The sequence below is a fragment of the Paenibacillus sp. CB74 genome (assembly GCF_055687625.1).
On sequence record NZ_CM146009.1, the window covers coordinates 3,380,116 to 3,399,957 of the forward strand.

Annotated in this window: 19 protein-coding genes; 4 read left to right on the forward strand and 15 right to left on the reverse strand. The window is 39.6% G+C overall.

Annotated elements, in window-relative coordinates; genetic code table 11:
* Positions 1 to 180 precede the first annotated feature (180 nt).
* The 11 genes from ACX9NY_RS14865 to ACX9NY_RS14915 all read right to left on the reverse strand — a co-directional run bounded on the left by ACX9NY_RS14865 (position 181) and on the right by ACX9NY_RS14915 (position 8,884).
* Positions 181 to 1,221, reverse strand: a complete 1,041-nt coding sequence (locus tag ACX9NY_RS14865; RefSeq protein WP_472479109.1) for a BMP family lipoprotein — start codon at positions 1,219 to 1,221, stop codon at positions 181 to 183.
* 582 nt (positions 1,222 to 1,803) lie between these two features.
* The gene (rplT, locus tag ACX9NY_RS14870; protein WP_017689664.1) at positions 1,804 to 2,163 is read right to left on the reverse strand and encodes a 50S ribosomal protein L20; all 360 of its coding nucleotides are present in this window, start codon (positions 2,161 to 2,163) and stop codon (positions 1,804 to 1,806) included.
* 88 nt (positions 2,164 to 2,251) lie between these two features.
* Entirely contained in the window at positions 2,252 to 2,455 is a 204-nt protein-coding gene (gene rpmI / locus ACX9NY_RS14875) for a 50S ribosomal protein L35 (protein WP_017689665.1), read from the reverse strand.
* A 24-nt stretch (positions 2,456 to 2,479) separates the two neighbouring features.
* On the reverse strand, positions 2,480 to 2,974 hold the full coding sequence (gene infC, locus ACX9NY_RS14880) for a translation initiation factor IF-3 (protein ID WP_062833422.1): 495 nt from the start codon (positions 2,972 to 2,974) through the stop codon (positions 2,480 to 2,482).
* A gap of 298 nt (positions 2,975 to 3,272) precedes the next feature.
* Entirely contained in the window at positions 3,273 to 4,511 is a 1,239-nt protein-coding gene (locus ACX9NY_RS14885) for a glycosyltransferase family 2 protein (protein ID WP_310333834.1), read from the reverse strand.
* A 348-nt stretch (positions 4,512 to 4,859) separates the two neighbouring features.
* The gene (locus ACX9NY_RS14890) at positions 4,860 to 5,294 is read right to left on the reverse strand and encodes a hypothetical protein (protein WP_472479112.1); all 435 of its coding nucleotides are present in this window, start codon (positions 5,292 to 5,294) and stop codon (positions 4,860 to 4,862) included.
* On the reverse strand, positions 5,294 to 5,611 hold the full coding sequence (locus ACX9NY_RS14895; RefSeq protein WP_472479114.1) for a hypothetical protein: 318 nt from the start codon (positions 5,609 to 5,611) through the stop codon (positions 5,294 to 5,296). The genes ACX9NY_RS14890 and ACX9NY_RS14895 overlap by 1 nt, the downstream gene beginning before the upstream one ends.
* 94 nt (positions 5,612 to 5,705) lie before the next feature.
* Entirely contained in the window at positions 5,706 to 6,224 is a 519-nt protein-coding gene (locus ACX9NY_RS14900; protein ID WP_310333829.1) for a MauE/DoxX family redox-associated membrane protein, read from the reverse strand.
* A complete protein-coding gene (locus ACX9NY_RS14905; protein WP_472479116.1) occupies positions 6,221 to 6,625 on the reverse strand; it encodes a TlpA family protein disulfide reductase in 405 nt (134 codons plus the stop codon). The genes ACX9NY_RS14900 and ACX9NY_RS14905 overlap by 4 nt, the downstream gene beginning before the upstream one ends.
* Positions 6,619 to 8,412, reverse strand: coding sequence for an ATP-binding cassette domain-containing protein (locus tag ACX9NY_RS14910; RefSeq protein WP_472479118.1), 1,794 nt, complete (start codon positions 8,410 to 8,412; stop codon positions 6,619 to 6,621). The genes ACX9NY_RS14905 and ACX9NY_RS14910 overlap by 7 nt, the downstream gene beginning before the upstream one ends.
* Positions 8,396 to 8,884 (reverse strand): hypothetical protein, encoded by a 489-nt coding sequence (locus ACX9NY_RS14915; protein WP_472479120.1) that lies wholly within the window; start codon positions 8,882 to 8,884, stop codon positions 8,396 to 8,398. Before ACX9NY_RS14915 ends, ACX9NY_RS14910 begins: the two co-directional genes overlap by 17 nt.
* A 719-nt stretch (positions 8,885 to 9,603) precedes the next feature.
* On the opposite strand from ACX9NY_RS14915, the gene ACX9NY_RS14920 reads away from it, so the two are divergent.
* From ACX9NY_RS14920 to ACX9NY_RS14930, 3 genes are all read left to right on the forward strand, one after another.
* Complete coding sequence (locus tag ACX9NY_RS14920; RefSeq protein WP_472479122.1) at positions 9,604 to 10,401, forward strand: LytR/AlgR family response regulator transcription factor; 798 nt, start codon at positions 9,604 to 9,606, stop codon at positions 10,399 to 10,401.
* 413 nt (positions 10,402 to 10,814) lie between these two features.
* A complete protein-coding gene (locus tag ACX9NY_RS14925; RefSeq protein WP_169478872.1) occupies positions 10,815 to 11,342 on the forward strand; it encodes a phosphatase PAP2 family protein in 528 nt (175 codons plus the stop codon).
* 50 nt (positions 11,343 to 11,392) lie between these two features.
* On the forward strand, positions 11,393 to 12,544 hold the full coding sequence (locus tag ACX9NY_RS14930) for an MGDG synthase family glycosyltransferase (protein WP_472479124.1): 1,152 nt from the start codon (positions 11,393 to 11,395) through the stop codon (positions 12,542 to 12,544).
* Between the two features lie 140 nt (positions 12,545 to 12,684).
* Here ACX9NY_RS14930 and ACX9NY_RS14935 read toward each other — a convergent pair whose 3' ends face one another.
* The 3 genes from ACX9NY_RS14935 to ACX9NY_RS14945 all read right to left on the reverse strand — a co-directional run bounded on the left by ACX9NY_RS14935 (position 12,685) and on the right by ACX9NY_RS14945 (position 16,204).
* Complete coding sequence (locus tag ACX9NY_RS14935) at positions 12,685 to 14,238, reverse strand: ABC transporter substrate-binding protein (protein WP_445252566.1); 1,554 nt, start codon at positions 14,236 to 14,238, stop codon at positions 12,685 to 12,687.
* A 100-nt stretch (positions 14,239 to 14,338) separates the two neighbouring features.
* Positions 14,339 to 15,202 (reverse strand): carbohydrate ABC transporter permease, encoded by an 864-nt coding sequence (locus tag ACX9NY_RS14940; RefSeq protein WP_370511436.1) that lies wholly within the window; start codon positions 15,200 to 15,202, stop codon positions 14,339 to 14,341.
* A 96-nt stretch (positions 15,203 to 15,298) separates the two neighbouring features.
* Positions 15,299 to 16,204, reverse strand: a complete 906-nt coding sequence (locus ACX9NY_RS14945) for an ABC transporter permease (protein WP_017689672.1) — start codon at positions 16,202 to 16,204, stop codon at positions 15,299 to 15,301.
* A gap of 408 nt (positions 16,205 to 16,612) precedes the next feature.
* On the opposite strand from ACX9NY_RS14945, the gene ACX9NY_RS14950 reads away from it, so the two are divergent.
* Positions 16,613 to 18,865, forward strand: coding sequence for an AraC family transcriptional regulator (locus ACX9NY_RS14950; protein ID WP_472479127.1), 2,253 nt, complete (start codon positions 16,613 to 16,615; stop codon positions 18,863 to 18,865).
* Positions 18,866 to 18,984: 119 nt separating this feature from the next.
* On the opposite strand, the gene trmB is transcribed toward ACX9NY_RS14950, so the two are convergent.
* A complete protein-coding gene (gene trmB, locus ACX9NY_RS14955; protein ID WP_472479129.1) occupies positions 18,985 to 19,740 on the reverse strand; it encodes a tRNA (guanosine(46)-N7)-methyltransferase TrmB in 756 nt (251 codons plus the stop codon).
* Positions 19,741 to 19,842: the final 102 nt, after the last annotated feature.

The following is a 19,842-nucleotide window of genomic DNA, read 5'->3' on the forward strand; positions in this document are numbered from 1 at the left end:
CACCCTTATAACTGATATAGTGTGGTTCCGCAAACGAAAGAAAAGCTCCTACCCGGAGCGTTGATACACAGTGACCTTGTACAATTGTTATGATGACTTGATCAAATGTTCCTGTTTTTGCAATCATAAGGCCGGTCTAGACCGGCCTCAATGATTATTCATCTGTGACTAAGACCAAAATTACTCTGTAGGAACTTTGATTTCGCCGCTGATGATTTTTTCTTTGTACTCATCTACTTTAGCAAGGATATCAGCAGATACGTTAGCAGTAGAAGTATCAGCAATACCTACACCGTTTTCTTTCAGTGTCAGGTTCTCAGAACCGCCAGCAAATGTACCATCAACAACTTCTTGGTTTACGCGTTTAACCGCTTCGTCTACTTTTTTGATCATGGAAGTCAAAGTAATCTCATCACCAAACTCAAGAGATTGGTCTTTGTCGACACCGATAACCCAAACATCTTGACCTTGTTTTTTACGTGCGCTTGCTTCGTTAAACACACCGTTACCAGTTGCGCCAGAAGCGTGGAAGATAATGTCTACGCCTTCATTGTAAAGTGTTGCTGCTGCTGCTTTACCCAAATCTGGTTTATCAAATGCACCTGTGTAGTTAGAAATGAATTGAGCATCAGGGTTAACTGCTTTTACGCCTTCTCTGAATCCTACTTCAAACTTTTTGATCAGTGGGCTTTCCATACCGCCTACAAAACCAATTTTGTTCGTTTTTGTTGTCAGACCGGCAACAACACCAACCAAGAAGGATCCTTCTTCTTCAGCAAAAGTTACGGACTTAACATTAGGAGAATCCACTACGCTGTCAATGATCGCGAGTTTGGAATCCGGGTTTTGGTCAGCAACCGTTTTGATTGCATCAGCCAATTGGAAACCGATACCCCAAGTCAGATCATATCCGCCTTTAACGAATTCGTTCAAGTTCGGAATGTACTCTTCATCGGATTTACTTTGCAGGTATTTAACTGCTACACCTGTTTCTGTTTCAGTCGCTTGCAGAGCTTCCCAAGCGGATTGGTTAAAGGATTTGTCATTAACTCCACCTACGTCAGTAACCATACCGATTTTGAGATCGGATTTCGCTTCAGTGGATGTGCCACCTGTATCTCCTCCGGCATTTGTTTCTTCTTTCGGTTTGCTACCACAACCTGCGAGCATAACCGATACCGCCAGCAACATTACCAAAGACAAGCTGAGCATCTTTTTCATTTTCTCTTTTTCCCCCTTAATGATATATCCTTCATTCCAATCCAGCCTACAATTGAACGGTTAACAGATAGCAGGAATGGCTTTTATGCAGAATGTATGGTTTCTTCGACATTAAAAGCGCATTCTCACCCTTGAAGCATTCTATCATCTGTCGAAAAACCGAACATTATGACATGGAGAGAAAAATTTAGGACTAGCCTACTAGAGGTGATTATACAATCAACCAGTGTTAAAATCCAGATGTTTCATCACCAAATATCACATATTTTTGTTCTTTTTTTATTGAAAACGCTTAATAATTTAGCGTTTTAACACACTAACGTTACAACGATGTGATGTTATATAACAAAAACATATCGTGAACTTTAGTGAGGAATGGAATTTACCTGTTTTCATTTGTATTATTTCACCGTTCGTATTTTATGTATTTCCACGGACTGTTATTCACCAGTTATCTGGTTTTCATTGTTCCCTGCCAGACCATAGCCTATTCGCTCTACTCATCCAGAGATTCACCTTCGGATTGCTTCCAAGCCGTAAAAAAAGCCGCCATATAGGTACGGCGGCTTGTATCATACAATTTTAAGCGTTGATTTTGCCTTTAGCTACAGTAGCCAAAGAGTTGAACGCATTGATGTCGTTAACGGCCAGATCAGCCAACATTTTGCGGTTCATGTCTACACCAGCAAGTTTCAAACCATGGATCAGTTTGTTGTAAGACAAACCATTCATACGTGCTGCTGCATTGATACGAACGATCCACAGTCTGCGGAAGTTACGTTTCGTGTTGCGACGGTCACGGTATGCGTATACCAGGGATTTCATTACTTGCTCGTTAGCTGTTTTAAAGATACGGTGTTTGGAACCGAAATAACCTCTTGCCAGTTTCAAAACCTTTTTATGACGACGACGTACTACAAAACCGCCTTTTACTCTTGCCATATTAAAGAACCTCCCAAATAAATATAAATGTATCCGTGATATGTGTACGGCCGTAGCCGATCCCCCATACGGAATGTACTAATTAAAATTAGCCTTTCAAGTTAGCCAAACCTTGTTTCAAACGTCTAACATCCCCGGCAGCCATAACTGGGTTACCGTTCAGAACGCGCTTAGCACGTTTAGATTTGTGGGAAAGCAAGTGGTTTTTGTGAGCTTTGTAACGAAGGACTTTACCGGAACCGGTAATTTTGAAGCGTCCTTTCAAACTGCTGTGTGTTTTCATTTTAGGCATTTTGTGTTTCCTCCTCCAATGTTATCAGGCTTTAGGAGCCAAGATCATGATCATACTGCGGCCTTCCAATTTCGGTTGACGTTCAATAGTACAAAGTTCTGCAACTTCTACCTTAACGCGCTCCAAAATCCGTTGACCAATCGCGGCATGTGCAATTTCACGTCCGCGGTAACGAACAGAACATTTCACTTTGTCGCCTTCGTTCAAAAACTTAACTACATTACGAAGCTTCGTTTGATAATCGTGCTCCTCAATATTGGAACGGAACCATACTTCTTTAATGTCAACAATTTTCTGGTTCTTACGGGCTTCTTTTTCTTTCTTTTGTTGCTCATAGCGGAATTTGCCATAGTCCATAATACGACACACCGGCGGTTTAGCCTGTGGTGCCACATTGACCAGATCCAAATTCAGGTCAATCGCCATTTGCAGTGCTTCGCGAATGGGCGTGATCCCAATTTGTTCTCCTTCAGCTCCGACAAGGCGTACTTCCTTCGCCCGAATCTCATCATTAATCATGTGATCTTTACTAATAACCGTCCACCTCCAGGTCATTTTGAATATCCTGTTACACAAAAATAAAAGGGATGCCGGTCAAGCTACCGACATCCCTGTAATCAACACAATTCTTCATGAGTATACACTTCATAAATTATTGGGATCGTTGACCAGCCAACATCATGTTGATCAGGTGAGAAGTCGGACTTCTACTTGTGATTCCATTGCTATTCGTTTTAAAGCACTAGAATACTATACCATCTATCTAACATCATTGTCAACATATACAATACATTTTTATATGCTGATAAAACAAAAATTATCCCTGTTTACTTTGTACTTCCTCCAACCGAACCCCTCTAGTATGCTGTGTATGGCTCCACTGTTTGTTATTTTGGGTGAAGAATGCATGAACGGTGATTGGCCACCAAGAAAGCAAAAATATCGGATAAGTAATAATTCTTAAATACATTTTTGAACTTACTTTTTCAAGATACATTGCTAACGGTAATTGCAAAAGCCCATATATCATGAAAGGAATAGATAGCCAAATAGGCAAATAACCATAAATTGAAACCAGTTGTGAATCTACAGGTAGAAGATAATTAAGGTAAAAAACAATGGTAATAAAGAAACCAAATAGAAAATTATATGAATTGAATACATACAATGCTGCGTCGATTTTAGTCATACTTCTTTCTTTAATTCCTTGAAACAGCAAAGGGATTAAGTGTTTTCTGGTGACTTCAAAGTGTCCCTGCATCCATCTTAGACGTTGTCTAGCAGAAGCTTTAAAAGTTAATGGCTTTTCATCGTAAACTTTAGCATCAAAGTTAAACTTAGGATAAATGTTTCTTTGAATACAACGTACTGTGAACTCCAAATCTTCAACGAGGCTTGTAGCTCCCCAACCCATCTCTTTTAATAACTTGCTGTCAAAACACATTCCTGTGCCTCCCAAGAAATTTGCTAATCCCAAATTATATCTCGGAAGCTGCCATAAGCGATTGCAGAACCAATAATTGATAGCGTTGGAAGCACTAATCCAGGAATCGCTAGGGTTTTTGGTATCAAGATATCCTTGAATAACTTGTCGTCCGTTACACAAGTCATTATTCATGTATTGAAGGAAATTTGTGTTCACAAGGTTATCTGCATCAAATACAACAACTGCGTCATAAGACTTCGGCATTTCCCAAAGCTTATTAAGCATCCACTCAATAGCAAATCCTTTACCTCTTTTTTCAAGATCCGTTCTTACACAAGCAGTTACACCATCATAACTTTTGGATATAGCTTCTGTATCGTCAGTACAATTGTCACAAATCACGAAAATGTCGTACATTTCTCGCGGGTATTTCATTTGTTGAAGATTCTCTAACAGAGCCCCTACAACTTGTTCTTCATTATGCGCTGCAACTAGCAATGCAAATGTCTTTTTTGGTGCATGTGTAATTTCCTCTTTCTTTCTGTACCAACCAAAAAAGGATAGAAATAATTGGTACAATCCCACAAGACCAAAAAAAACTTGAAGGACTATCATTAAATTATTAATCACTTTACTGACCCCCGTTTTTTCTTAATTTCATCAAACGATTAAATGCCATTTATATTTGTGTGTTGGCGATATATTTTAACGTCATATAGTTTTAATCGAATTTGATTCATTTGTCAATTTTTTGTTTGAAATGGTGCGTCCCCCTTAAAATTTTAATTACATACCACAATTATACACTAACCTTAACCTTTTTATTTATTTTCAAATCAAAATAATTTCTTCCATCAAGTTAAGGATAGGATGTCTTTGCACATTATACACCAGTATAGAGCTTAAATGAAAAAATACTAAAAAGAGGATTGTACAACCCTCTTTTTATAGCTAATTTATTTGGTTGAAGAAATTATATCAAATTTCAATTTCAGCTCTCAAATCTGCTAATTCAGTTTCGTCACAATACATTAACGCCGTGTCCTCACATATAATGTCGTACTTATGGATATGTAATGGTTCGCCGTTACAATATAGTGTCAACTGATGAGTTCCTTTAATACTATGGACTACTTGAATTTTACAAAAAGTTTTCATTTGTTCACCAATTGCGATGGTATTGTTTTCATCCGTAAAAGCAATGATTTTGTTATTCCTATCAGAGATGGTCAGAAATAATGCAATATCCTGATTTTTTTCAAGATTAGTAAGCTCTAATACCGCATAAATATCATTTACATAAGGTAATGTTGGCAAAGTGATTGTTTCCAAAGGAGTTGAATGAATAATTTGTTTTTTCTCATTTATTTGCTCAAATTTGCATTCATTCACGATAAAAGCTTTAGCTTCCATTATTTGTGTCCTCCATATATTTTTTTAATTTTTAAGTTATTTAAATTCACATCTACTAAACAAGGAAAACTTCTGATCTCTAATGAGGTCAATATTTTTTTGTCCAAGCTATTGCAAACCGTCATATTTGTTGGGACTTTTTTCTCAAATAACGCCATTCTATAAGGAGGGGCATGGTAAAATATGATTGAATTTTGATTTTTAGATAGATCTTTTAAGACATCTTGTTCTGTAGCTGGATCAATAAAAATGAGATGAAATTTATTGCCAAGTTCATTCAAAGAAACTCTATTCGTATTTATTGTTTTAACGATCATTATTAATTTCCTAAAGTCGTTAACTTTTCTCAATAATAGCGTTGATACAATAACCAAAATAAACAATGAAAAACATAACAAATACGTTAAAATATCATGCATCCTTCAATTCCTTTCTTTTCTCGAAAAAATAATCTTTCAAACAACAAATTATAAATGAGACGCTAAGAACGATCGTGAAAATCAAAAAATTATCTGAAGCAGTGAAGAGATCTTCGGCTTGAAAAATCCAGCAGAAAACGATCAATCCAATTATTGTTAGATTTCTTATGACAGCATAAGTATTATTCGTTCCTTTGTCACTTTTCCCGAAACAATTACACTTAAGTTCTTTCTTTTCAAAAATAACCTTAATAAAAACCATAACAAATAAACTCATCATTCCGACAGGTATTATGAGTGATATTACTTCGTTGAAATTATTGATCAAGAGATAAGCAGACATAATTTCTATTAGGACAAAAACGTAAGAGCCTACACTAATTAATTGTTTATTTTGAACTACCCCAAATTCTTTGATGCTCATACGAAATTCATTCATATCAAGGAACTTAGAGATAGAGGAAATTAAAAATAGTCCTGCAAGGAACAATTGACCTAAATATGCAATCATTTTTCAACGGACCCCGCTAGAATAATGTGTTCATACTTTTCCCATTTGGTTAAAGAATCACCTAACACTCTTTGATGTTCTTTAATATAGATAAAATGAGGGAACGTATTAATGTCATACATCAACGTGGCGTCCTCACTATCAATATGAACAACTGGAAAATCCCATTTGAAATACTCGATTAATCCATCGTGTTCTTCCTCATCTCCGTTACAAAATAAAACGAATTCTATATGCGGTATCTTATTTCGTAAATCTGTGATCTCAGGTAAAAAATCTACACAATGATTACAATATAAAGAAACAAATAAATATAGCTGACTCTTTTCTTTGGAAAACGGGATCTCTTTTCCTTTATAATCAATCACGTTACTGAAACTAACAATTTGATTATTCAACATAAAACCTCCTCTTGCTTATTAGTGTATAATTCTTTTTGAAGCATCCACATCTCGTAGTAGTAACCTCTTTTTTGAAGCAATTCGAAATGTGTCCCTGTTTCCTCTATCTCCCCTTCTTTCATAACTACTATTCTGTCCACATTAGCCGCAATGCCGATCCTGTGTGTAATAACAAGCAAGGTTCTATCCGTTGATGAATTAATAAGTTCTGTAAGCAACCGCAGTTCGCTGTTAGGATCGATAGCCGATGTTGGTTCATCAAGGACTACAAGAGAGGCTTTCTTAAACATGGCTCTAGCTAAAGCGATCCGTTGCCATTGTCCTCCAGACAGATTGATTGAATCTTCAGAGAGATATCCTAGCTCTGTTTCTAGCCCTTTTTTTGATTCCAATATATTTTCAATCCCAAATTGGTTCAGCACCTCTAAAATAGCCTTGTCATCATTTAATTTGCTGACTTCGGATATAGCAACATTATGTCGGACATCAAGTTGGAATCTTGTGAAATCCTGAAAAATAGCACTCACTTCTAGCCATAATGTGTCTAAATCAATTTCTGAGATATTTCTATCATTTATACAAACGCTGCCTTCAGGTGAGTCATATAAACCTAAAATCAACTTCGTAAGTGTTGTTTTCCCTGAAGCATTATCCCCGACTATAGCTATTTTCTCTCCTTTTTTTATATCTAGATTTATATTATTCAAAGCATTTTTTTCTCTATTTGGATATTTGAATGATAGGTTTTTAACAGTAATAGAATCAATACTATTTATTTTTATTTTGGAGCTTAAGTTCTTCCTATGATCTTCAATAATTCTATTATCCGCTGTGATTAAATACGAAGTATTCTCATAAAATCCACCAACGATATTTACAAAGCTCAAAATGTTAGCTTCAATTAAAGGAATAGCCATCGTAATAGCCATATAATCACCGATCTTCAAATCACCTTTAGAAATTCTGTATACTAGTACAACAGTTAAGACAAGTTTGAATGCAATAGACAAAATCTTGCTTATAGTGACGTAGTTTATTGTCTTCATCTCAAGACGAAATTGAAGATCAAATGCGACTTTTCTCCTTTTCAGCCATAATCCTTTGATAAATTCATAAGCTCGATTAACCATTAACTCTTTATGAACAGAAAAATCATTTATAATCTGGTTGAGATACCCATAAGATCGATGTGAGGTTTGTAGTATATTGGTAATCCCCACTCTACTTTTTAACGTTTTTAATTCTAGAAATGCACGTACTATACAAACACCTATTAACGACAAAAATACAATAAAATCTAACTTTTGAATAAGAACTGTAGATAAGGATATCCCTATAATGAGCGAAATTAAAGTAAGGAAACTTTGATAATTACTTTCCATCTTAGTGAGAGCAAACTCATTAAAGTTAGCTTTTCCATGAAACTGTGGATTTTCTTTTTCCACCAAACTCGTTGCATAATAATGATGGTCTGCTAGTTTTGTCTTCTGATAAATGTTAAATTTTTCTATAAAAGAAATGCTGTATTTCGACTTTAATTGAGTGAATAAGTGAACCAGAAGCTCTAATGCAATAATTACAATTAAAATCATAACAACAGTTGAGAACACAAACGTTTCTTTTGATATATTATTGATCAATTGAGCACCCAAATATATAGAAGCATTTAATTGAACAGGAGTTAATAATGTAAGCAACAAATTTAATAAGACATAATTTTTATCTATCTTCCACACTTCACGAAATGAAATCATGAAGACTTTGAATTTTTTAATTAGTACTTCCATCAACTACTCTCCCCGTACCAAAAACCTCCACTAATGGAACGATTCTCCGAACTAAACCTTCGTAGGAGCCAAATCCTCCAGCAGCTACAAGCTGACCTACTTTATTAAGAGCATATACTAAAGGCACGACTTCAATATTCAATTCTTTAAATAACACGGCGAAATTACTTTTGTAAATGTTATATTTAGGAAATTGATTCTTTAAATTTTCAACAAATTCTTCATTTGCTTCAACAAAAATATAAGTCTTGAAATGAAACAATTTTGAGTAAGACTCTAAAATAGAAAAATCGCACTTTTCACAAGTTTTACTCATAAAAAAAATAAGAGTCCCCGTTTCCCCCCATCTAATTGTGACCTCTTGGAAATCTTTCGAATAGCAAAAATTAGTTTTCAATACTTTCCCGACTGGAAAAGGAGCAATGGATCTTTTCTTTAAAATATCTTTATAATCTTTTTTCTCTACTAACACAGATTCACTTCCTTAATATGAGATGTAGTGAATTGAAATGATATTAAATAGGTGCCCAAGAATTGGGCACCTATTTTCATGTGAAAATTGTTTAACAACAATTTCCCCATTCGGAGTTACAATATTTCCATACTTGAATTTGTCCAGCGCTATTTTTACAACCAATGTAATAATGGTTGAAACGACGCAAACCCACACAAACCGTGTTAGAAGCACAGTAACTATCGTCGCCAATTTGAGGATTACCGGACGGTTTCCATGGAGATGGACAATCATTAGCACATACCATAATAAAAGCCTCCTAAGTATAATAAGTATTTTGTTTTTTTGCTGGCCAAGCAAAATATGAAATAGCTATGACTACATAGTAAATCAAAATAGTAATTAAAAGAATATCCTCAGAGTAAGAGACTCTTACTCTGAGGTTTCACATATAAAAATTGTAGGATAATGTAGAAAAATGTCTTATTAAATATGAATTTATATACACTTATATCAAATTATATTATCAAATCATAAATTTTGACTTTTTCATTTATCATACTTATAATTGTGAAGATCATAAATTTGTAATCTAACACAACTTTTTTCCATTCACTTATTCTGATACATATTCAAAGAACTTTTATCTTGTCGTTCGATGCTAAGTGGCTTGCTCAAAACACAAAAATGCTTTTATGACAATTTTTAGATTTATCCTACAAAGGAGATCAAACACAATGCTTAAATACTGCCCAGAAATTGCTATCATTTCAAAAAAATATTCTTTAAAATTAAACTTGTCTAACAGAGTAAATAATAACATTTGTCTACTAAAATCCATCAGTAATTTTGAATATTATCTTGAAGATCACAATTCATGCATTATCATTTATGAAATCACAAAAGAGTCCATAGATCTTCTTCCTGAAATTATTAAAATCATTAATATTCAAGAAAAAAAGATAATAAAATTAATAGTACTGGGAGAATATAACGAATCGGAGTTCTACAAACAACTTGGATGTTGTTTAATAGATTCTCCAGTTTCACTCCATTTTTCAAATCTTAACACCTTAGTAAAATCTATAGAGATTGAGTCTGAGCAGTTATATCAGAATGAACTTGCACAAGTTATGCAACATGACAAAGATTTCGTGAATTTTATAACTATTAAAAATGAAGGAAGAAAAATGATCCTTCTTGAAAATTCTATTAAATATATTACAAAAAGCGGAAAAACTCTAGTTAATATACATTTAACGGATGGTACTATATTGAAAAGTTCATCCTGCCTTAAGGATATTGTAACTCTGAGCTCTCCCTTCTTATTCCAGTGTCATAAGAGTTATCTAGTTAATATTAAATTCATTAAAATGATATCCCCCGATCAATGGGAGGGTTACGAAATAATACTTGAAGATGATACCCATCTTCCCCTTTCAAAAAGTTTTTATCAGCAGTTTAAATTAGCTAGCAACTTACTTAAGGCCTCCCTAACTAGGTTTCAAATTCCTTTTCGTGATGCCATAAGGTAATTTTACAAATTTAAAAACGCTTTGGCTGGACAAATGACCCTTGTATACAGATATTCATGGCAACTAATAAATAGCAGAATGAATTTCATCAGATATCTGAGGAATTCATTCTGCTATTTGTTTAGGGTAATCTCGCTCTTCGCATTGCAAATGTGCTAAGATGTGTCTTGTTCGTTATTTCCTTTAATTCTTTGCTAACATAGTAAAGCTATTCACCAACTTTACATGAATTTTACGTTCTTTACATGGGTTCTCCTTGAAAAGGACAACATTTAAAAATATGATAAACATATACCTGAAATAACCTCAAGTTCATGAAAAACGGTTATATACTAATCAGGACGAAACCGGATGCAGAAAATGACCGGAAATAATGCCGCCATTGCAGGCGGCCTGAATGGCAGGAGGCCAATATGAGCCGTTTATTCTTAAAGTTTCAAGATTATGATCGAAATGTTTTTATGTGGATCAACGGCCGACTTCATAACCGTTTTATGAATTTTTGGCTGTATTATTTCACCCATCTGGGTGGAGCAACTTCTTCTATTGCAGTATCTTTGTTAATCTGGCTGCTTGCTCCGGCTCCATGGAGCACAACAGGACTCCAGGCTTGCATCGCTCTTGCGGTCAGCCACATTCCTGTAGCCATCGCAAAAAAATTGTATCCCCGCATTAGACCTTATCTGGCCTTGCCGGATACAATTACATTTCGGAATCCCCTGACGGACCATTCGTTTCCATCAGGACACACAACTGCCATTTTTTCGGTCACGGTTCCATTTATGACCACTGATCCGATCTTATTGCTAATATTGTTGCCTGTGGCTCTTATTGTCGGATTCTCTCGCATTTATCTGGGATTACACTATCCTTCCGATGTTCTGGCAGGTGCCACAATAGGTACTTTAGTCGCACTTGCAACAGTTGCATTCTGGTCTTAAAGCCGATATGTTAGACTCAGAAAAACCTAGCAGGAACAGGTGAAGTAAGCGTGGAGAAAAAAAGAGTATTACTATTATCTGAAGGCTTTGGTACGGGTCATACTCAAGCCGCCTATGCACTGTCCAGCAATTTGCGAAAGCTCTCGTCAGATGTGCAGACGAAAGTGCTGGAACTGGGAAGTTTCTTAAATCCCAAGGTTGCACCTCTTATTATAACAGCATACAAAAAAACGGTTACCAACCAACCCAAACTTGTCGGATACGTATACAGACACCAATATAAAAAATCATTGAATCGGCTGACAACACTCGCATTGCACAAGCTGTTCTATACCCATACACGCAGCGTGGTGCGCCAGTTACGTCCCGATGCAATTGTCTGTACCCATCCGATCCCCAGTGCTGTCATAGCCAGACTGAAACGTCTGGGTGCACAGATTCCCCTTTGCACAGTCATCACCGACTATGATGCACATGGGACATGGATTAACCGTGAAGTAGATCTTTATCTGGTTTCTTCAGATGAGGTTAAGTCCAAACTATTGCTTCGTGGCGTACCTATAGACAAAATTCGAGTCACCGGCATTCCGGTGCATCCGAACTTCTGGGAACATCCCGGACGAGAAGAGATCCGAAGCAGATTCAACCTCAAAAATATGCCCACTGTACTGGTAATGGGCGGCGGTTGGGGCATGCTCAGCGACGAGCTGGTCCATCCGTTGCTGACACGGTGGCATAAAGATATTCAGATTATTTTTTGTCTGGGTCGCAATGATAAAGCACGGATCAGCATGGAACAGAACCCCATGTATCGCAAAGAGAACATTCATATTATCGGGTACACCAACGAAGTGGACAAATTGATGGAAGTCTCCGACCTGCTGATCACCAAACCTGGAGGAATGACATGCAGCGAAGGCTTAGCCAAAGGAATTCCGATGTTGTTCCACAACCCTATACCTGGTCAGGAAGAAGAAAACGTCCATTATTTTACCGCTAGAGGGTTGGGAGAACCCATATCTTCGTCTGACGTAGTTGTTAAATGGATGAACAAACTGCTGCACCACTATCCGGATGTCGTACGTAAACGCAAACGTCATCTGGCGGAAATTGCCAAGGTTCATCCAATGGAGAGCGCTCAAAGTATTCTCGATCTGTTGGAGGACGTTCGTCCTTCATCCGCAGAAGAGGCCCATATATGAATTTATCCGAACATTTGCTGCTTCCCGCATATCTCGTCCAATTACGCCTTTAAGCAGCGGCTTCAAACAAACCTGCACACACATTGAAAAGGTGCCTTCGACTTTGAAGGCACCTTTTCTGTATGAAGGAAAGTACAAATTTACTGAATGCCTGCTGATTTCAAGTACTCCTGCCACTGCTTGGTGTATTCTGACTGAATTTTTTCTAATCCCGCTTGTTTTGCCTTCTCCATAAATGTGTTCAAACCAGCCTCTACGTCTGCCACCAAACCCACATTAAGCGGATACAAATATTGTTTTTCCACTTGCTCCAAGGCAGCTTTCTCGGCTTGATATGGAGTCCAGTCTTCCGCAAATCCGGTAAAAATATCTGGCTTTTTGATTTTGTCCAGATCCTCAAACATGGTCAGGACATCATCAAAGGTTTTATCATAGAGCATAAATTCCGGATTACGCCAAGCCCAACCATTCATGCCCTCACGCGGGAAGCCGTTCGTTTGTGCATCCCCCACCATTTTGTAGTATCCATTATCTACTTCGAAGTTTTTGCCCTCCACGCCGTATTCAGTCAACCAATTATAGCGTTTGTCTGTCACAAGCTTTTCGTAAAATGCCAATGCTTTTTCCGGGTTCTTACTACTGCGTGGAATCGCAAACCCATTGTGGATCGGGTGAACAGGTTGTGCAAACCCTTTTGCATTCGGGTAAGGGAAATAAGCCAGTTTCCAATCTGGATGCGTAGACTGCACCTTGATAACATCTGCATTAAATTTATTAGGGTTCTCCCCGGACAGAACAACAGCCGCTTTTCCATTTTGCAGCAATGAGTTGGAAGTATCTTTTACATTCAGTACGTTTTTGGGGAAGAATCCTTTGTCCATCCAGCGTTTGTATGTTTTCAGGTCTTCCAGATGTTGTGCCGATCCCCAATAGGACGTCACGGTCGAAGGTGTGTCATACATAATATCCAATCCATATGGAAGTTGACCCGCTGTATTCACCAGCTTGGATGTCAGTTGACGGATACCGTGCGTATGGTTGGCATTGCTATCCGCGATCGGAATCATATTGGGTTCGTTGGCCTTAATGCCTTCCAGATACGCTTCGAGTGTCTCGAGCGATTCTGGCTTCGGAAGATTGTACTTCTCGCGCAAATCCTCGCGGTACGCAATCCCCTCGGTTACATACTCAATCCAAGTAGATGGAACCGTATAGATTTTGTCATTGATTTTGACAGCATCCCACATGTCATCAGGGACATGAGCTTTAAGCGCTGGTGCTGCTTTAGGCAGCATTTCATCCAGTGCCAGAAACGCTCCCTTCTTGGCATAGGACTGGTAGAATGTCCAATCCGCTGTGAAGATCAGATCGATCGGCTGTCCGGAAGACAGCAGCAGTTTATATTTTTGATCCCAGTCGGTCCAGGAGGTGTAGTTGAATTTCACATTGACGTTCAGATCAGCCTCAGCCAGCTTATTAATCTCGGATTCAATGACAGGCAGATCTTTCGGAGCATCCCCAAGCATGTAAAATTGCAGTGTTACTTTATCACCTTTATTCTCGGATGTTCCCCCTTGCTCGCTTCCTTGCGCCGATCCCCCCGAACCATTGTTACATGCGGCAAGCACCCCGGCGAACAACATCAGGGCAAGTACCAGAGACAGGTGCCGAATTGTTTTGTTACGCATACGCATCCTCCCTTTTTGTGGTGAACCTTTATATGTTAGCGCAGACTCGCCATGTTTCAGACCGAAGATGATGCTAGCAGCCTGATATACAGAGCGTGTTCACGTTCTAACCTTTCACTGCACCAATCGTAAGTCCTTTGACAAAATAACGTTGTACAAACGGATACAGGAACAAAATCGGTCCCGTCACAACGATCGCCATCGCCATCTTGGTTGATTCCGTAGGCACATCCTGACTAAGCGTGATCCCTGTGCCAATCGCCATCTGGTCAATAAAAGTAATCGTGTTCATCGTGTTATAGAGATAAAATTGCAGCTGGTACATATCAGGATTGTTAATGAAGAGCGATGAGGTAAACCAGTCATTCCAGTACCCCAATGCCAGAAACAGACCTACAGTAGCAATCCCAGGCATCGCCAGTTTCAACACAATGCTGAAATAGATGCGGAAGTCGTTAGCTCCGTCAATCTTGGCTGACTCTATCAACTCATCCGGCACAGCCGAACGAATGAAGTTTTTCATCAAGATAATGAGGAACGGTGTCATCAACCCCGGGAAAATCAGTACGGTATACGTATCTGTGAGGTTGAAGTAGTTCGCCAGCATAATGTACCAAGGCACAAGTCCCCCACCAAACAACGTTGTGAAGTAGATAAAAAATGAAAACGTGTTCCGATATTTAAAGTCCTTACGCTGGAGCACAAAGCCGGCCATCGTGATGAGAAACAGCCCTAGCGTGGTCCCCACCACCGTTGTAAAAACGGTTACCCCATAAGCCTTGAGTACCTGAGTCGGGAATTTGAACACCATTTTGTAACCTTCCAGGGAAAAGTCCGTTGGAAAGAGGTGATAGCCATCCCTTACAATGGATTCGTTGCTGCTAAACGAACCGGATAGAATCAGCAGAAAAGGTAACAGGCACATGATGGATAAGATGATGATGAAGCTATAGGAAATCAGTTGAAACATGAAAGTAAACTCCGAATCTCTGAGACGTGTATTCGTACGCGTGCGAGTATTCATTGGCGTGTTCATGATCGTTCTCCCTTCTGCCCTGGGGGCGTTCTAGAACAAGGCGTAGTCCTCATTTACTTTGCGGATTATATAATTGACGGTCATGATCAAAATGAACCCGAACAAAGACTGATACAGACCAGCAGCCGTTGCCATCCCGATATCAAACGTTACTTTCAGTGAACGATACACATACGTATCAATAATATCTGTAGCATTGTACAGCACCCCATTGTTGCCAATCAGTTGATAAAACAGGTCAAACTGCCCCTTCATAATGCTGCCGAGCGAGAATAACAGCAGGATGACAAAGGTTGGCTTCAGCATCGGTACCGTAATGTACCAGATCCGCTGAAAAATGTTGGCCCCGTCGATTCGGGCTGCTTCATAATACTCGTCACTGATCCCCGTTATGGCGGCCAGATAGATGACCATGCTGTATCCGAGATTCTTCCACAGATAAAAGATGATGATCAAAAATACCCATATCCAAGGTGTATTATAAATATCCACCGGTCCAGCCTCGAAACGTTTGAGCACCGTGTTCACAAAACCCGACTCATAGTTGAACATGTTGTAAGCGATTACACTTAATAGTACAAACGAGATGAAGTACGGCAAGAACATGACGGATTGCGTAATTTTTTTGAATAACCTGCCCCGGATTTCGCTAAGCATGATCGCACAGAAGATCGCCAGTCCGTTTCCTAATATAATGAAGGCGAGGTTGTAACCCACAGTGTTGGTTGTGAGCTTCAGCAGCATTCCGGATTGCCATAGGAACTTAAAGTTCTCCAAACCGACAAATGGACTGCCAAATAGTCCGCCTTCAAAATCATACCGGGTGAACGCATAATAGATACCGACCATTGGAAAATACGAGTTAATCAGAAAAAAGATCAGCGTGGGCAACAGCATCAGAAACATGATTTTGTTTTTGTTCAATTCTTTGAGCATGGCTCGATCCCTCCCGAATTTCTTGCGGTGCTGCGTGGTGGAGCTCTCTTTTTATTGTAGATGCTCCCTTCGCTCACGGATACTGAAGCTTCCCCTCAGAAAATGAACGATTCTGCGAAATAAACTATGAACAAAACGAACGAACCGTGAAATGAACAGACATCCACACGCATCCGTTCACAAATGTTGATATCGTGCATAGGCTGCAACTGGTGAACAATCCTGCGAAAGTTGAACTTTATGTAGAGAAAGTAGGCAAAACAGCCTGTCCAGCGTTGATGTAAACGCATACATAATATATAATTCAAGATACTCTTGTTCTTCTGCTCATCCAGGTATGAAGTCTGGCGTATGTATATGAAGTTCTACGTTCTCCACCCATAACAAGAGGTCCAAGGGGGAAAAAGAATGCGTAAACGTTCAGAGGACAGTCAGCAGGTCTTCACACGGATTCTGATCGGCATTATTATCAGTACCGTCGCCACCTTGCTTGTGGCTTCTTCTATCTTGTATGCCAACTATAATCGGATTGCTCTTCGCCAGGTGTATCGTACCGATATGAACAGCCTTACACAAACCAGCCGTGAAGTAGCCAAGATGACCGAGACTGCGAAATCATTGTCATATCAGATTTATCAGGACTACACCATCTCATCATTATTGCTTTATTCCAGACCAAATATCTATGAGATTACATCGGCGATGGAGCAACTCGACAACTACCGCATGTCCCTTCCCTTTATCGAATCTATCTATGTATACAACTCTAAAAGCAATGAATTTTTTATCAGTTCCAACGTGCGTAATGGGCAGCAGTCCGTCTCAGAGATCGACGATCAGGGGATTACAAGCATCCTCCAACGCTTCCATGACTATAAACCTTTTGTTCCCATCCCGCGTACATATCAGGTCGGCTCTACTGAAGAAACAGAGGTCAACAGCTACACTTATCTCTGTTACGACACGATCAATGACAACGCGAAATTAAACTATGCTGTCATCGTTAATATCAAGGATGATTGGCTCAGTCCGAACATGAATGCTGTGGATCAACCAGGCAAGACCTTTATCGTGAATGAGAATGGGGATCTATTATCCGACTTTGGTGATCGTTCATTGATGAAAAATCTCTCCAGTGAAGCTTTTATGAAGCCAATTATGCAGGATGCGGAGCATTCCGCTTATTTTACCGAGAAGGTCGACGGAGAAAAATCACTCATCACCTATACCGCTCCCGATGATCTGGGCTGGCGTTATGTGAGAATAACACCGTATGATCTGATTACCTCAGATATACGGAGTATGCGTACACATACCGTTCTGTTTTGTGTTGGACTTCTCATCGCAGGGTTGTTGCTCTCTTACCTTGTATCCCGAAAACTATATCACCCTATTGATAAGGTGCTTGTTCGTTTACGTGTGATGGAAGCAGAGCGACGTGGCAGTCTTCATCTGTTACGGCAGGATTTTCTGCGTGGGGCCTTGCAGGGTCGTGAAACAGTAACTGGAGGTATGTTGGAAGAACGGATGAAGTTCTACGGTTCCTCCATTGATGTTCAGCGTGCTTCCAGACTCGTATTGCTGCGTATTGATCATTTTACGGAATTCTGCGAAACGTATCGTGATGAGACCCAGCTTGTCAAATACGCCATGATGAACATCTGCACCGAGACAGCCGATCTCCACTATAATGCGGAAGCTGTGGATATGGGCGGTGATCTGATCACCCTCATTTTCAACGAGAAAGCGGAATACCAGGAACTTGAGCAACCTACTAACAACCGGATAGAAGAGCTGCTGCGCATGATGCAGGCTGCTGTGATGACCCATCTGAAATGCTCCATCTCCTGTACGATCGGCACGGAGGAAGATTCATTGGAAGACAGTATTGCTTCCTACACCAGATCAGCCGAAGCTTCACTGCATCGTTTGTTCATGGGACCCGGCTGTCTGATCTATACTTCTGACATTATGGCTTATCACGCCAAGGAGTACGCATTCCCGGCAGGTAAGGAAAGACAGCTTGTCGATCATCTAATGACAGGCAAGACGCAAGAAGCCAAGCAAGTCTATGCAGATATCGTCGGTGAAACAGCCGCTTATCCCTTCACCGTCTTCCAGCTGGCCTTATCCCATCTGACGATGACACTCAACCATGTACGAAATACCCTTAAGAAAAATAATCAACTCACGCTTGATTCAGTATCGGATGGACTCATGCTGCCTGTGAAAGAAGCGGAAGACATCAGTGAAGTGCATGAACACTTCTATCGTATGTTTGATGAGCTTGGTTCCAAAGTTGAAGAGAAACGTACAATGAAGCACGAAGAGTTGATTCGCAAAATCAACGGCATTATTGAGCGGGACTATGCGGACCCTAACCTATGTCTAACTTCTATTGCAGATGAGCTTAGCATGTCGCCCATCTATGTAAGCAGGCTCTACAAACAGCTCACCCTGAAAGGGCTAACGGACGTGATTAATGAAACCCGCATAGCCAAGGCTCAACATCTGCTGGTAGAGACAGAGAACTCCGTTGCCGATATTGCCGAGAGGACCGGATTCACCAACAGTTCCTATTTCTATCGCATGTTCAAAAAGTTCAACGGTGTTACACCGAACGATTATCGCCGCAAAGAGTTTCATTCAGAGAACTTTTGAAATCATCCCAGACGTGATTTTTAGGAGCACTTCACAACGCCAAAAAGAGCGACCTATGAGAATGAACCATTCCCCTCATGTGTCGCTCTTCTTTAATGAGTTTAAGTTAGATTTCGATTTTATTCCTGTTCCTGACCTTCACCAGACTCTTCTGTCGCTTCGCGGACTTTATACTTGTCCAGACGTGTCTGCTGATACTCACGCAGTGCCTCTTCACCCACAATCACTTCAACCCGGTGAATGTTCATGCCTTTGCCCATGAATTTCTGCTCATACTCGGTCATCACATGTTCTTCGTTAAGTCCATCGCGATGCAGGTTCAAAGACAGATTCGTCATTTGCAGACCAAAGTCGGCAATGGCGTTGAGTGAGAAATCAAACAGCGTCTCCGAATCGGTTTTGAAATGAATCTGTCCTTTTGCATTAAGCAATTCCGTGTATTTCTTCAGGAAGCGCGGGTGCGTCAACCGGCGACGTGCATGCTTTGCTTTTGGCCACGGATCGCTGAAGTTCAAATAAATGCGTTCCAGTTCTTCCGGTTCAAAAACTTCCTCGATCTGTTCAATGTTTGCCAGCGCAAGCTTCAGGTTCGGTGGTGTCTCCACATCTGCCTGGCTCCACGCATTCCGAGCTTTCTCACTGGCACGACGCACCAGTTCATCATACATATCAATACCGATGAAATTAAATTCCGGATATTTATAACTCATTTGGCTGATAAATTGACCTTTACCCATACCAAATTCCACGAAGATCGGATGGTCATTGCCAAACAGTTCAGACCATTTTCCTTTATGTTGCTTGGGGTCCAGTACAACAAGATCAACTTGTTGCTCCAGATTTTCTCTTATCCCTTTTCTGCCACGTAAACGCATTTTATTCCTCCGTTTGTCCCATACTTGTCTCAGACTTATTTTGCCGAAGAACTCGCAAATTGTAAAGAGCAATGAAAAGGGAATCTTCGGATCTGCCACTTT

What these genes read in the sequence shown, in the direction of transcription:
- ACX9NY_RS14925 (WP_169478872.1), top strand. Translation starts at nt 10,815, where the DNA reads ATGAGCCGTTTATTCTTAAAGTTTCAAGATTATGATCGAAATGTTTTT.
- ACX9NY_RS14920 (WP_472479122.1), top strand. Translation starts at nt 9,604, where the DNA reads ATGCTTAAATACTGCCCAGAAATTGCTATCATTTCAAAAAAATATTCT.
- rplT (WP_017689664.1), bottom strand. Translation starts at nt 2,163, where the DNA reads ATGGCAAGAGTAAAAGGCGGTTTTGTAGTACGTCGTCGTCATAAAAAG.
- ACX9NY_RS14935 (WP_445252566.1), bottom strand. Translation starts at nt 14,238, where the DNA reads ATGCGTATGCGTAACAAAACAATTCGGCACCTGTCTCTGGTACTTGCC.
- ACX9NY_RS14890 (WP_472479112.1), bottom strand. Translation starts at nt 5,294, where the DNA reads ATGGAAGCTAAAGCTTTTATCGTGAATGAATGCAAATTTGAGCAAATA.
- ACX9NY_RS14940 (WP_370511436.1), bottom strand. Translation starts at nt 15,202, where the DNA reads ATGTTTCAACTGATTTCCTATAGCTTCATCATCATCTTATCCATCATG.
- infC (WP_062833422.1), bottom strand. Translation starts at nt 2,974, where the DNA reads ATGATTAATGATGAGATTCGGGCGAAGGAAGTACGCCTTGTCGGAGCT.
- ACX9NY_RS14900 (WP_310333829.1), bottom strand. Translation starts at nt 6,224, where the DNA reads ATGATTGCATATTTAGGTCAATTGTTCCTTGCAGGACTATTTTTAATT.
- ACX9NY_RS14945 (WP_017689672.1), bottom strand. Translation starts at nt 16,204, where the DNA reads ATGCTCAAAGAATTGAACAAAAACAAAATCATGTTTCTGATGCTGTTG.
- ACX9NY_RS14905 (WP_472479116.1), bottom strand. Translation starts at nt 6,625, where the DNA reads ATGTTGAATAATCAAATTGTTAGTTTCAGTAACGTGATTGATTATAAA.
- trmB (WP_472479129.1), bottom strand. Translation starts at nt 19,740, where the DNA reads ATGCGTTTACGTGGCAGAAAAGGGATAAGAGAAAATCTGGAGCAACAA.
- ACX9NY_RS14910 (WP_472479118.1), bottom strand. Translation starts at nt 8,412, where the DNA reads ATGGAAGTACTAATTAAAAAATTCAAAGTCTTCATGATTTCATTTCGT.
- ACX9NY_RS14950 (WP_472479127.1), top strand. Translation starts at nt 16,613, where the DNA reads ATGCGTAAACGTTCAGAGGACAGTCAGCAGGTCTTCACACGGATTCTG.
- ACX9NY_RS14895 (WP_472479114.1), bottom strand. Translation starts at nt 5,611, where the DNA reads ATGATCGTTAAAACAATAAATACGAATAGAGTTTCTTTGAATGAACTT.
- ACX9NY_RS14865 (WP_472479109.1), bottom strand. Translation starts at nt 1,221, where the DNA reads ATGAAAAAGATGCTCAGCTTGTCTTTGGTAATGTTGCTGGCGGTATCG.
- rpmI (WP_017689665.1), bottom strand. Translation starts at nt 2,455, where the DNA reads ATGCCTAAAATGAAAACACACAGCAGTTTGAAAGGACGCTTCAAAATT.